The 12,879-nt window shown below is 71.0% G+C and carries 12 protein-coding genes; 7 read left to right on the forward strand and 5 right to left on the reverse strand.

Features of this window, described 5'->3' with window-relative positions; translation table 11 throughout:
- Nucleotides 1-7: 7 nt before the first annotated feature.
- The 4 genes from IOD14_RS40385 to rsmI form a co-directional block, all read right to left on the reverse strand.
- Nucleotides 8-1,363, reverse strand: a complete 1,356-nt coding sequence (locus tag IOD14_RS40385) for a resuscitation-promoting factor (protein ID WP_212672870.1) — start codon at nt 1,361-1,363, stop codon at nt 8-10.
- 118 nt (nt 1,364-1,481) lie between these two features.
- Nucleotides 1,482-2,366, reverse strand: a complete 885-nt coding sequence (locus IOD14_RS40390; protein ID WP_212672871.1) for a TatD family hydrolase — start codon at nt 2,364-2,366, stop codon at nt 1,482-1,484.
- 44 nt (nt 2,367-2,410) lie between these two features.
- Nucleotides 2,411-2,800 (reverse strand): hypothetical protein, encoded by a 390-nt coding sequence (locus tag IOD14_RS40395; protein WP_123989830.1) that lies wholly within the window; start codon nt 2,798-2,800, stop codon nt 2,411-2,413.
- 246 nt (nt 2,801-3,046) lie between these two features.
- A complete protein-coding gene (rsmI, locus tag IOD14_RS40400; protein WP_212672872.1) occupies nt 3,047-3,895 on the reverse strand; it encodes a 16S rRNA (cytidine(1402)-2'-O)-methyltransferase in 849 nt (282 codons plus the stop codon).
- A gap of 85 nt (nt 3,896-3,980) precedes the next feature.
- Here rsmI and IOD14_RS40405 point away from each other — a divergent pair, with 85 nt between their 5' ends.
- The 3 genes from IOD14_RS40405 (at nt 3,981) to IOD14_RS40415 (ending at nt 9,249) form a co-directional block, all read left to right on the forward strand.
- Nucleotides 3,981-5,720: a phospholipid carrier-dependent glycosyltransferase gene (locus IOD14_RS40405; RefSeq protein WP_123989832.1), complete on the forward strand. Its 1,740-nt coding sequence runs from the start codon at nt 3,981-3,983 to the stop codon at nt 5,718-5,720.
- Between the two features lie 124 nt (nt 5,721-5,844).
- Entirely contained in the window at nt 5,845-7,467 is a 1,623-nt protein-coding gene (locus IOD14_RS40410) for a penicillin-binding transpeptidase domain-containing protein (protein WP_123989833.1), read from the forward strand.
- A 96-nt stretch (nt 7,468-7,563) separates the two neighbouring features.
- Complete coding sequence (locus IOD14_RS40415) at nt 7,564-9,249, forward strand: penicillin-binding transpeptidase domain-containing protein (protein ID WP_212672873.1); 1,686 nt, start codon at nt 7,564-7,566, stop codon at nt 9,247-9,249.
- A gap of 23 nt (nt 9,250-9,272) precedes the next feature.
- Here IOD14_RS40415 and IOD14_RS40420 read toward each other — a convergent pair whose 3' ends face one another.
- Nucleotides 9,273-9,620 (reverse strand): SsgA family sporulation/cell division regulator, encoded by a 348-nt coding sequence (locus IOD14_RS40420; protein WP_123989835.1) that lies wholly within the window; start codon nt 9,618-9,620, stop codon nt 9,273-9,275.
- A gap of 168 nt (nt 9,621-9,788) precedes the next feature.
- Between IOD14_RS40420 and IOD14_RS40425 the strand changes: the two genes are divergently transcribed.
- Genes IOD14_RS40425 through IOD14_RS40440 form a run of 4 tightly spaced genes read left to right on the forward strand, consistent with a single transcriptional unit; the run spans nt 9,789 to nt 12,799 of the window.
- Complete coding sequence (locus IOD14_RS40425) at nt 9,789-10,829, forward strand: energy-coupling factor ABC transporter permease (RefSeq protein WP_123989836.1); 1,041 nt, start codon at nt 9,789-9,791, stop codon at nt 10,827-10,829.
- 1 nt (nt 10,830) lies between these two features.
- On the forward strand, nt 10,831-11,592 hold the full coding sequence (gene cbiQ / locus IOD14_RS40430) for a cobalt ECF transporter T component CbiQ (protein ID WP_123989837.1): 762 nt from the start codon (nt 10,831-10,833) through the stop codon (nt 11,590-11,592).
- Nucleotides 11,580-12,341 carry an ABC transporter ATP-binding protein gene (locus IOD14_RS40435; RefSeq protein WP_123989838.1) on the forward strand — a complete coding sequence of 254 codons (762 nt, stop codon included), beginning with the start codon at nt 11,580-11,582 and terminating at the stop codon, nt 12,339-12,341. The genes cbiQ and IOD14_RS40435 overlap by 13 nt, the downstream gene beginning before the upstream one ends.
- Nucleotides 12,338-12,799, forward strand: coding sequence for a MarR family transcriptional regulator (locus tag IOD14_RS40440; RefSeq protein ID WP_123989839.1), 462 nt, complete (start codon nt 12,338-12,340; stop codon nt 12,797-12,799). Before IOD14_RS40435 ends, IOD14_RS40440 begins: the two co-directional genes overlap by 4 nt.
- The last annotated feature ends 80 nt before the right edge of the window (nt 12,800-12,879 follow it).

Genomic DNA, 12,879 nt, shown 5'->3' on the forward strand with positions numbered 1-12,879 from the left:
CGCCCACTCATCCGTGCAACCGGCCGCCGCAGTGCGGCCACGGGCTCGCTCCCCGTCGTACGTACAGCTTCTTCGCGCGGAAGGTCTGTTCCGCCGCGGGGGCGTCCTGCGGGCGGCCGGAGCCTCCGAGCCCCTGCCAGGTCCTCGTGTCGAACTGGTACAGGCCGCCGTACGTCCCCGAGGGGTCCACCGCGTCGGGGCGGCCGCCGGACTCGCAGTGCGCGAGGCCCTGCCAGTTCAGATGGTCCGCGCCCTGCACGGACGTGGGCATCGGCCTCGTGCCGACCCGCACGACCTGCGTCCGGGGCTCCCGCACCGTCTCGACCCTGATCCGCCGGGGCTTCTGCCTGACCCCGTTGACGGTCCGCAGGGAGTACGTGACCCGTCGCACCCCCGGTGTCCCCACCTGGTCGATGACCTCGGTGCCCTTGAACAGGGAGGCGTCCGCGCTCCGCTCCTCACGGAAGGGGATCCGCTCCTCGCGGACCTCCCTGGTCCCGGTGATCCGCAGCACGGTGACGGTCTGGCCGTCGCGCGGGAAGCTCCCGGGCGCCACCGAGGTGGTGTCCATCCCGCTCAGGGTGACCCCGGCCTCCTGGACGGCCTCCCCCACGGTCGCCGCGTTCGTCCGGATCGTCCGCGCCCGGCCGTCGGCCATGATCGTCACGGACCGCTCGGTGCGCACGTCCAGCGCGAGCCCCTCCCGCCCGATGGGCCGGGAGCGCGAGGTGGACAGATACGCGCCCTCCGCACGCACCCCGAGCTGTTCGAGGGCCCCGTCCACCGTCCGTGCCGTGGTCCACACCTCACGCCGGTGGCCGTCGAGGGTGAGCCGCAGGGGACGCCCGTAACGCACCGCGACCTCGTCCCCGCTGGCGAGTTCCTCGCCGGGCGCGGGCGCGACCATGTCGTGCGCCCCGACCTCGACTCCCTCTTCCGCGAGCAGTTCGGTCACGTCGTCCGCGAAGGTGTGCAGGGTGCGCGGTCTGCCGTCGACGGTGAGCTCGATCGCCTTGTCCTTGGCGACGAAGGCGGTGGTCCCGCCCGCCAGGAAGGCGACCACCAGCGCCTGCGGAAGCAGCCGGCGCATCGCGCTGTCCGGCCGCTCCGCGGACCGCGTCCGGCGCCGGCGGGCGGCCCGCCGCCCGGCCGTCTGCCGCGGAAGCATCGACTCCGGCACCTCGTACGCGGGCCGGTAGGTGTCCTCGTACGGCAGGGTCAGCGCCGTCTCCGGAGCCCCGTGGACCCCGTACGCGAGGGTCTGCGTGGTGTGCGGATCGGTGGGGGGCGTGTCGAAACCGCCGTACGGCAGGGGTTCGTACGGCTCGTACGCCTGATACGTCTCGTACTGCGAGTTGCTCACGCCGACACGCTCCAGGGGCCGAGGGGTCCAGAGGGGTCCGGATCGGGCCCACAGAACCTAGCGGAGCGATCGTCACTCTCCAAAGCGACGCGGCTACCCGGAGTTACGTTCGAGAGGGTCAGTACCCGAAGGCGCGTGCGGTGTTGGCGGCGAGTGCCGTGGCCAGCGCGTCCTCGTCGATGCCCCGCACGGCGGCCATGGCGCGGACCGTGACCGGAATGAGATAGGGGGCGTTGGGCCGTCCGCGGTACGGCACCGGCGTCAGGAAGGGCGCGTCGGTCTCCACGAGGAGGAGCTCCAGCGGGGCCACGGCCACCGCGTCCCGCAGGTTCTGGGCGTTCTTGAAGGTGACGTTGCCGGCGAAGGACATGAAGTATCCGGCGCGGGCGCAGATCTCCGCCATCTCGGCGTCACCGGAGTAGCAGTGGAAGACGGTGCGCTCGGGGGCGCCCTCCTCCTTGAGCACGCGCAGGACGTCCGCGTGGGCGTCGCGGTCGTGGATGACGAGCGCCTTGCCGTGCCGCTTGGCCATCTCGATGTGGGCGCGGAAGGACGCCTCCTGCGCCTCCTTGCCCTCGGGCCCGGTGCGGAAGTGGTCGAGGCCGGTCTCGCCGACGCCCTTGACCTGCGGGAGCCCGGCCAGGCGGTCGATCTCGGAGAGCGCCTCGTCGAGCGCCGGAGTGCCCCCGGCCTCGCGCGCCCCCTGGCGGGACCAGCCGTCGGGGTCGCCGTGGACGATCCGCGGCGCCTCGTTGGGGTGCAGGGCGACGGTGGCGTGGACGGCGTCGTACCGGGCCGCCGTCTCGGCCGCCCACCGCGAGCCGCGCAGGTCGCAGCCGACCTGGACGACCGTGGTCACCCCGACCGACGCGGCTTTCGCGAGCCCCTCCTCCACAGTCCCGTCCTGCATGTCCAGGTGGGTGTGGGAGTCGGCGACCGGAACCCGCAGGGGCGCCGGGAGCGGGGGTGCCGCGTTCTTCTCGCGGGGGCTGTTCGAAGGCATGCCCCGATCCTACGAAAGGGGCATGCCCGTCCGGGTTCCGGAGCTCAGCTCGCCTTGCGCTGGAAGACGTGCAGCAGGTCGGCGAGGTGCCAGTGGTGCTCCTGGCCCGGCTCCCGCGCCGGGTCCCCGGCCGTCGGTGCCGCCACGGGCCCGGCGGGAGGCGTGCGGTGTGCCGCGTCACGGGCGGACGCGACCCGGCCGGGCCGCATGATCCGTACGACGTGGTGGTCGCAGTTCGCGCATGTGGGCTTGGAGAGCGGCGAGGGCACGACCCGTCCGTCCACCACGTACTGCACGAACTCCCGGCCGTCGCCGTCGATGTGGTGCTCTATCTCGTACGACTGCTCCCACCCGTGCCCGCAGCGCATGCAGGCGAAGGAGTAGGACTCGTTGACGACTGCCGTCGCACCAGGGTGCCCTGCGATCTCGCTCATGCCAGCTCCTGTGTGTCCGCTGGTTCGAAGGACGGGTACGTCCCTCACCCCAGTGGACGCCTCCGGGGACACGATGGCGACAGCCCTGTCGAGTGTTGGCTCCGACTTGGACGTTCCTTGCCGAAACGCCCTGCGGGACCACGCGGAGCTTTGCATTCCGAGACACCGCTTTGCCGACACATGGGGCGCACGCTCACACGTCATGCGCCCTGCTCAGAGGGGGTGTGACCCACCTCATGCGGCACTTCAGGAAGAGGTGTTCTTCGCGGCCACGACCGCATCGAAAACGACCCTCTTGGGCACTCCCACCTCGACGGCGACCGCCGCGATCGCCTCCTTGCGCCGCTCCCCCGCCTCCTCGCGCACCCGCACTCTGCGCACCAGCTCCGCGTCGTCGACCTCCTCGGCGCCCTTCTCTGGCGCCCCCTCGACGACGACGGTGATCTCCCCCCGGACCCCCTCGGCGGCCCACTCGGCGAGCGGACCGAGCGCCCCCCGCTTGACCTCCTCGTACGTCTTCGTCAGCTCCCGGCAGACCGCCGCCCGCCGCTCGGCCCCGAACACCTCGGCCATGGCCGCCAGCGTGTCGTCGAGCCGGTGGGGGGCCTCGAAGTACACGAGGGTGCGCCGCTCGTCGGCGACCTCCCGCAGCCGGGACAGCCGTTCACCGCTCTTGCGCGGCAGGAACCCCTCGAAGCAGAACCGGTCGACGGGCAGCCCGGACAGCGCGAGCGCAGTGAGCACCGCGGACGGCCCCGGTACGGCGGTGACGCGGACGTCCTTCTCCACGGCCGCGGCGACCAGCCGGTACCCGGGGTCGGACACCGACGGCATCCCCGCGTCGGTGACGAGCAGCACACGTGCGCCACCGAGGAGTTCCTCGACCAGTTCGGGCGTACGGGCGGCCTCGTTGCCCTCGAAGTACGACACGATCCGCCCCTTGGGCGTCACGCCGAGGCCCTGGGTCAGGCGCCGCAGCCGCCGGGTGTCCTCGGCCGCGACCACGTCGGCCCCGGCCAGTTCCTCCGCGAGCCGGGGAGGAGCGTCCGCGATGTCGCCGATGGGGGTGCCCGCCAAGACAAGGGTTCCAGTCACGTCCCCATCCTCCCAGGGGCGCCCCGAACCGGACGCATCCGCCCATGCACGGGACTCACACAGCACGGTTCCCTACGATGGCGCGGTGACCAGTACCACGTCCTCCACGGACACCCGGCAGGACCAGGCCCCCCAGGACCGGCGGCCGTCGTGGCAGCAGAGGCTCCGCCGATTCGGCTACACGGCCGAGACCGGAACCGATGTGCGTGACCGCCTGGTGCCGCCCTACGTCGTGCCGAGCCCACGGATGTGGCAGGTCCTGGGCGTGCCCCGGGTGCTCGCCGAGCGGATCACGCGCTGGTCGGGCTGGCTCGGGCCGCTGCTGGTGACGCTGGTGGCGGGGCTGATGCGGTTCTGGAACCTGGGCAGCCCGAAGAAGGTGATATTCGACGAGACGTACTACGCGAAGGACGCGTGGGCGCTCGTGCACCGGGGCTTCGAGCTCAGCTGGGGCAAGAACGTCGACAGCCAGATCCTGTCCTCGAACGGGCACGTCCCGCTGCCGACGGACGCCGCCTATGTCGTGCATCCGCCGGTCGGCAAGTACGTCATCGGGCTCGGCGAGCTGATGTTCGGGTTCGACCCGTTCGGCTGGCGGTTCATGACGGCGCTGCTGGGGACGCTGTCGGTGCTGATCGTGTGCCGGGTGGGCCGCCGGATCTTCCGCTCCACCTTCCTGGGCTGTCTGGCGGGCGCGCTGATGACCGTGGACGGCCTGGCCTTCGTGATGGCGCGGACCGCGCTGCTCGACGGCGTGCTGATGTTCTTCGTGCTGTCCGCGTTCGCGTGCCTGGTCATCGACCGTGACAGGGCCCGGGAGAAGCTCGCGGCAGCGCTGCCGGCCGACTCCCACGGCCTCGTGCGCCCCGAGGCGCACATCGCGGACACCCTGCGCCTGGGGTGGCGCCCCTACCGCTGGCTGGCCGGTCTGCTCCTGGGCCTGGCCATCGGCACCAAGTGGAACGGCCTGTTCTTCCTCGTCGCGTTCGGCATCATGACGGTCCTGTGGGACGTCGGCTCGCGCCGGGTCGCGGGCGCGCGGCACCCCTACGAGGCGGTCCTCAAGCACGACCTCGGCATCGCGTTCCTCGCCATGGTCCCGGTCGCGGTCGTCACCTACTTCACCTCGTGGATCGGCTGGATCCTCTCGCCCGCTGACGGCACCGGCGGCTACTACCGCAACTGGGCCGCGACCGACGGCAAGGGCGGCAGCTGGACCTTCCTGCCCGACTGGTGGCGCAGCCTGATCCACTACGAGCACGAGGTCTACAAGTTCAACGTCGGCCTGTCCTCGCCGCACACGTACATGTCCAACCCGTGGAGCTGGATCGTCGACGGCCGCCCGGTCTCGTACTTCTACGAGTCCCCCTCGCCCGGCACCGACGGCTGCCCGGTGAACGCGGGCGAGAAGTGCGCGCGCGAGGTGCTGGCGATCGGCACGCCCCTTCTGTGGTGGGCCGCCTGCTTCGCGATCCTCTACGTCCTGTGGCGCTGGTTCTTCCGCCGCGACTGGCGGGCGGGTGCCATCGCCTGCGGCATCGCGGCGGGCTACCTGCCCTGGTTCAACTACCAGGAACGCACGATCTTCTTCTTCTACACGATCGTCTTCCTCCCCTTCCTCTGCCTGGCCGTCGCCATGCTCATCGGCGCCCTCCTCGGCCCCCCGCGCGCCTCCGAGACCCGCCGGGTGGCGGGCGCCACGGCAGCGGGCGTCCTGGTCCTCCTGATCGCCTGGAACTTCATCTACTTCTGGCCCCTGTACACCGGGACCACCATCCCGATCGACGACTGGCGGTCGCGGATGTGGCTGGACACCTGGGTCTAGCGGGCTGGAGTTCACCTATGTGATTGAGCACCCGCCCCGAGGAATCAGAAAACTCTTACCCCGCTTGCCACACCTCCCGCTTAGAGTTCCCACAACAACGGGGAATCGGGGAGGGGGCCAGATCATGGCCAAGGGGGTGAAGGTCGCTGTCGTCAGCGCGGTGTTCGCCGTGATGGTCGGCGGGGCCGGATACGGGGCGTACAACTTCGTGTCGGCGATGAGCGACGACGGCAGCGGTGGGGTCGGGGACGCCAAGCGGAGCGGGCCGCCCAGTGCCGACGAGGTCAAGGAGACCTCCGAGAAGTTCTTCGCGGCCTGGGAGAAGGGCGACGCGGCGATCGCGGCCGCCCTCACCAACAACAGCACGACGGCCGAGGTCCTGCTGACGGACTACAAGGCGGACGCGCACATCGGTGACGTGAGGATCACGCCCGGCAAGGCGACCGGCACGACCGTGCCGTACAGCGTGCAGGCGACCGTCTCCTACGGCGGGAAGTCGAAGCCGCTGGCGTACCGGAGCAAGCTGACCGTCGTGCGCGGGGTGACCACCGGGAAGGCGCTCGTCGACTGGCAGCCCTCCCTGGTCTACCCGAAGCTCCAGCGGGACGACCGGCTCGTCACCGGCGAGTCCGCGAACCCGGCCATCGAGGCGGTGGACCGCGGCGGCAAGGTGCTCACCAAGGAGAAGTACCCGTCGCTGGGCCCGGTCCTGGACGCCCTGCGCGAGAAGTACGGCAGCGAGGCGGGCGGCACCCCCGGTGTCGAACTGGTCGTCAAGCACCCCGACCAGAGCCCCGACACCTCCCTGCTGACCCTCGCCGAGGGCAAGCCGGGCAAGCTGGAGACCACGATCAGCGCGACCGCGCAGGCGGCCGCCGAGAAGGCCGTGAAGCTGTACAAGCAGTCCTCGGTCGTGGCCGTCAAGCCCAGCACCGGCGAGGTGCTGGCCGTGGCCAACAACCGTACGGACTCCTTCAACGCGGCCTTCGAGGGCACCAAGGCCCCCGGCTCCACGATGAAGATCATCACCGCCGCGATGCTCATCGACAACGGCGTGACCTCGATGAACGGCCCGGCGCCCTGCCCGCCCGACGCCGTGTGGCAGGGGCAGACCTTCAAGAACCTCACCGGCATGGAGCCCAACGAGAACGCCACGCTCGCCAACAGCTTCATGCGGTCCTGCAACACCGCCTTCATCAAGCTGATCGACGAGAAGCCGCTCACCGACGAGTCGCTGACCCTGGAGGCCCAGAACCGCTTCGGGATCGGCGAGGACTGGAAGACCGGCATCGTCTCCTTCGACGGCAAGGTCCCCGCGGTCAGCGGTCCGGACCGGGCGGCGAACGCGATCGGCCAGGGCCAGGTCCAGATGAACCCGCTGAACATGGCCTCGGTGACGGCCACCGCCATCACCGGCACCTTCCGCCAGCCCTACCTCGTCTCGCCGAAGCTCGACGACCGCGAACTGGCCACCGCCAAGGGACTGCCGTACAACACGGCCTCCCAGCTGAGGCAGATGATGCGGCTGACCGCGACGCAGGGCACCGGGGCCAAGGCGATGGCCGGCCTCGGCGGGGACATCGGCGCGAAGACCGGTTCCGCGGAGGTCGACGGACAGCAGGTGTCCAACAGCTGGTTCACCGGTTTCCGCAACGACGTGTCGGCGGCGGCCATGACCGAGGAGGGCGGCCACGGCGGCGACGCGGCGGGCCCGATTGTCGCAGCTGTGCTACGAGCCGCAGGCTGACGTCACCCGCGCAGGGCAGGGACTCTAGTCTGTTGCCGTCGTTGGGATGGATGAGGGCAACGGGGACCCTGGGAACTGGCGGAGGAATCGGAAGCCGTGGGTAGCAGAAGGCGCGTCGCCGAGCGACGGAAGACCAAGCCCGCCGTGGTCGGCGGGATGATCGCCGTCGTCGTCGGCGGCGCCGGCCTCGGCGTCTACGCGCTGTACGGCGCCGGAGCGGCGGCCGACGACCGGACGCAGAACACGTCCGCGGCCGCCGACCACAAGCCGAAGGTCAAGACCGGACCGCTCTCGGCGGCCGAGGTCACCACCACCGCGACCACCTTCCTGACCTCCTGGCAGCAGGGCAGGGTGAGCACGGCCGCCGCCGCGACCAGCGACGCCAAGGCGGCGACCGCCCTCCTCACCGGCTACACCAAGGACGCCCACCTCACCGGCGTCACCCTCACCCCGGGCACCCCCACCGGCGACAAGGTGCCCTTCTCCGTCAAGGCGACGGTGACGTACAAGGGCCTCAGCAAGCCGCTGGCGTACGGGAGTTCGCTGACCGTCGTCCGCAACACCACCACCGGCAAGCCCCAGGTCGACTGGACCGCCTCGGTCGTCCACCCCGACCTCAAGGACGGCGACACCCTGGTCACCGGCGAGTCCGGGACCCCGCCCATCAAGGCGGTCGACCGGGACGGCGGCGAGATCACCGAGGCCAAGTACCCGTCGCTGGGCACCGTGCTGGACGGGCTGCGCGACAAGTACGGCAAGAAGGCCGGCGGCAAGGCGGGCATCGAGCTGCGGGTGATCCGCGCCAAGGACGCCGACTCCTCCGAGCCCAAGGACTCCGACAAGACCCTGGTGGAGCTCAGCAAGGGCACCCCGGGCACCGTGCGGACGACCCTCAGCCCCACGCTCCAGGCGGCGGCCGAGGCCCAGGTGGAGAAGCAGGCGCGGTCCTCCGTCGTCGTCCTGCGCCCCTCGACCGGCGAGATCCTCGCGGTGGCGAACGCGGGCCACGGCTTCAACACCGCCTTCCAGGGCTCCCTCGCCCCGGGCTCCACGATGAAGGTCGTCACCTCCTCGCTGCTGATCGAGAAGGGCCTCGCGTCTGCGGACAAGACGCACCCCTGCCCGAAGTACTTCACGTACGGCGGCTGGAAGTTCCAGAACGACGACAAGTTCGAGATCAAGGGCGGCACCTTCAAGGCGAGCTTCGCCCGCTCCTGCAACACCGCCTTCATCAGCCAGGCGGGCAAGCTGGACAACGACAGCCTGACCAAGCAGGCCCAGCAGGTCTTCGGTCTGTCCATGAACAACTGGGCGATCGGCGTCCCGTCCTTCGACGGCGCGGTGCCGGTGCAGAGCGCGGCCCAGAAGGCGGCCTCGCTGATCGGTCAGGGCGGGGTCCGGATGAATCCGCTGAACATGGCGTCGGTCTCCGCCACCGTCGAGTCCGGCACCTTCAAGCAGCCCTACCTGGTGTCCCCCTCGGTCGATCACCGCACCCTGGCCACCGCCTCGCGCTCGCTGTCCTCGGGCACTCTGTCGCAGCTGCGTGAGCTGATGGCGTACACGGCGGGCTACGGCACGGCGGCCGAGGCGATGTCCGGGGTCACCGGCAACGTCGGCGCGAAGACCGGTTCCGCGGAGGTCGACGGCCAGAAGAAGCCGAACGGCTGGTTCACCGCGTACCGGGGCGACCTCGCGGCCGCGGGCGTCGTCCAGGCGGGCGGCCACGGCGGCGACACCGCGGGCCCGATCGTGGCGGCCCTGCTGAAGATGGGCGGCTAGCCTCTCCGGCCGGCCCTCCCCCGCTAGCCGCGCACCGCGGCGGTGGCCGTGTAGGTGCGCCGCAGGAACCTGAGCAGTGCCTTCTGCTCGAACTGCACCACCGACACCCCTTGCGGCGAGTGGAACTCCACCACGGCCTGCACCCGCCCGCACGGCCACACCCGTACCTCACCGGTGCCGACCGGGGCCCTGAGCCCCTGCTCGAGCAGTGCCCGGGAGAAGGTCCACTCGTGGGTGCCCGGCAGTCCGACCCGTACCGAGCGCGGGTCGATGTCCGGGTCGTAGCGCAGGACCACCGGGATCGCCTCGTCCTCCGCGATGTCCGCGTCCGAAACGATGTGGGCTCGTGCGTACTGTTCGACTACAGACATCGTGACGGCCCTCTCACGCTGCGTAACCTGTGCGGAAGCTGTGCGTCCATTCCCTACCCAGCGTCGCACATTTCGTGCGTTCCGCTCCCCGGGCCGAAAGCTTGTCACTTGCTGTTCGTGGCGCAGCTCTCTTGCAAAGAGTTCGCAACAAGCCACTATCATCGAACGGTGCATGTGCCTGACGGATTCATAGACGCCCCCCTCTCGGCAGCGACCGGAGCGGTCGCCGCGGCCGCCGTCGCGGTGAGCCTGCGCGGCGCCCGCCGTGAGCTGGACGAACGCACCGCGCCGCTGGCCGGCCTCGTCGCGGCGTTCATCTTCGCCGTGCAGATGCTCAACTTCCCCGTCGCCGCGGGCACCAGCGGACACCTGCTCGGCGGGGCGCTGGCCGCGATCCTCGTGGGCCCGTACACGGGTGTCCTGTGCGTCTCGGTCGTCCTTCTCATGCAGGGCATCCTCTTCGCGGACGGCGGCCTGACCGCGCTCGGCGTGAACATCACCGACATGGCCGTGGTGACGACGGTCGTGGCGTACGCCGTCTTCCGCGGGCTGGTGAAGGTGCTCCCGCGCAGGCGCGGTTCGATCACCGCGGCCTCCTTCGTGGCCGCCGTGCTCTCCGTGCCCGCCGCGGCCGTCGCGTTCACCCTGATCTACGCGGTCGGCGGCACCACCGACGTCTCCATCGAGAAGGTGGCCACCGCCATGGTCGGCGTCCACGTCCTGATCGGCATCGGCGAGGCGGTCATCACCGCGCTGACCGTCGGTGCCGTCGTCGCCGTACGCCCCGACCTGGTGTACGGCGCGCGGGGCCTCCGGCAGAAGCTCAAGCTGCGGGTCGGCGGCGAACTGGTCGACGTGCCGGACACCGCGCCCGTCGCCGCCCGCTCCCACCGCAAGGTCTGGATCACGGGCCTCGTCGCCTCCCTGGTGCTCGCCGGATTCGTGAGCTTCTACGCCTCCGCGAACCCCGACGGGCTGGAGAAGGTCGCCGCCGACAAGGGCATCGACGCCAAAACCGAGGAGCACGCCACGGCGGACTCGCCGCTCGCCGACTACGGCGTGAAGGACGTCGAGAACGCCCGCCTGTCCGGGGGGCTGGCGGGCGTGATCGGCGTCGGCGTGACCGTCGTCGCGGGCAGCACGGTGTTCTGGGCGGTCCGCAGGCGTCGTACGGCCGACGTCTCGCCGGCGAGCACGAGCGGCGTCTGAGATGGGGGCGGGGCACGCGCACCGGCTCTACCGGCACGGGCACTCGCCCGTGCACGGCCTGCCGCCGCACACGAAACTCGCGGCGGCCTTCGCCTTCGTGGTGGTCGTCGTGTCGACCCCGCGCGAGGCGATGTGGGCGTTCGGCCTGTACGCCGTCCTGCTGGGCGTCGTCGCGTACCTCGCGCGCGTGCCCGCCGGTTTCCTGCTGAAGCGGCTGCTGATCGAGGTGCCGTTCGTGGCGTTCGCGGTGCTCATGCCGTTCGTCGCGGAGGGCGAGCGGGTCGAGGTGCTCGGGATGTCCCTGAGCGTGAGCGGGCTGTGGGGGGCGTGGAACGTGCTCGCCAAGGGCACGCTGGGCGTCGCCGCGTCGGTGCTGCTGGCGTCCACCACCGAACTGCGCTCCGTGCTGCTCGGACTGCAACGGCTCCGGCTGCCGCCGCTCCTCGTCCAGATCGCGTCCTTCATGATCCGCTACGGCGACGTCATCACCGACGAGATGCGGCGGATGCGGATCGCGCGGGAGTCGCGGGGGTTCGAGGCGAGCGGCGTCAGGCACTGGGGCGTCCTCGCGAAGTCGGCCGGCGCGCTGTTCATCCGCTCCTACGAGCGCGGCGAGCGGGTGCATCTGGCCATGGTGAGCCGCGGTTACGCCGGTTCGATGCCCGTCATCGACGAGGTGACCGCGTCCCGGGCGCAGTGGTCGTACGCCCTCGCGCTCCCCGTCGCCGCCCTTGTCGTCTGTGTGTTGGGATGGGCCCTGTGAGCACTGCTTCCCTGGAGGTCTCCGGCCTCGCCTTCGCCTACCCGGACGGGCACCAGGCCCTGTTCGGCGTGGACTTCTCGATCGCGCGCGGCGAGCGGGTCGCGCTGCTCGGACCGAACGGCGCCGGCAAGACGACCCTCGTGCTGCACCTCAACGGCATCCTGAGCGGCGGGGTGGGCACGGTCAGGGTCGCCGGACTGCCCGTGGGCCGACAGCACATGGCGGAGATCCGGCGCAGGGTCGGGATCGTGTTCCAGGACCCCGACGACCAGCTCTTCATGCCGACCGTGCGCGAGGACGTGGCGTTCGGGCCGGCGGCGGCCGGGCTGAAGGGGCCCGAGCTGGAGGCACGCGTGCGGACCGCTCTGGAGCGGGTCGGCATGGCGGACTACGCGCAAAGGCCCCCGCACCACCTCTCCTTCGGGCAGCGGCGCCGGGTGGCGGTGGCGACCGTGCTCGCGATGGAGCCGGAGATCCTCGTCCTGGACGAGCCCTCCTCCAATCTCGACCCGGCTTCCCGCCGCGAACTCGCCGACATCCTGCGCTCGTTGGACGTGACGGTCCTGATGGTCACGCACGATCTGCCGTACGCGCTTGAGCTGTGCCCGCGCTCGCTGATCCTGAGCGAGGGCACCATCGCCGCGGACGGGAGGACCGGCGAACTCCTCGCCGACGACGAGCTGATGCGGGCCCACCGGCTGGAGTTGCCCTTCGGATTCGATCCGCGGTCCGTGACAATGGGCGCGTGACGAACGAAGAGGACGCCGGCTCGCTGCTGCTCGACGACCAGTTGTGCTTCGCGCTGTACGCCGCCCAGCGCGCGGTGACCGCCGCGTACCGGCCCCTCCTCGACGAGCTGGGGCTCACCTACCCGCAGTACCTCGTGCTGCTGGTGCTGTGGGAGCGCGGCGAGACGACGGTGAAGGAGCTGGCCGGCGCCCTGCGCCTCGACTACGGCACGGTCTCGCCGCTGCTCAAGCGGCTGGAGAGCGCGGGGCTGGTGAGCCGGGAGCGCGCGGCGAGCGACGAGCGTTCCGTGCGGGTGGCGTGCACGGGACGCGCACAGGACCTCAAGGAGCGCGCGGCAGCCGTCCCCGGCGCCCTGCTCGCGGCGACGGCCCTCGACAGCACGGAGGCCGCGCGGTTGCGCGAGGAGCTGCACCGGCTCGCGCAACGGGCGGACGCCGCGGCCGAACGCCCCCGCTGACCTTCTGTTACCCGAAGTCACTACCCCCTGGTAACCCGACCCCGACCTACCGGCCGGTACCTTGTGCACGATGTACTTGC

This window comes from Streptomyces sp. A2-16 (genome assembly GCF_018128905.1).
GTDB lineage: Bacteria > Actinomycetota > Actinomycetes > Streptomycetales > Streptomycetaceae > Streptomyces.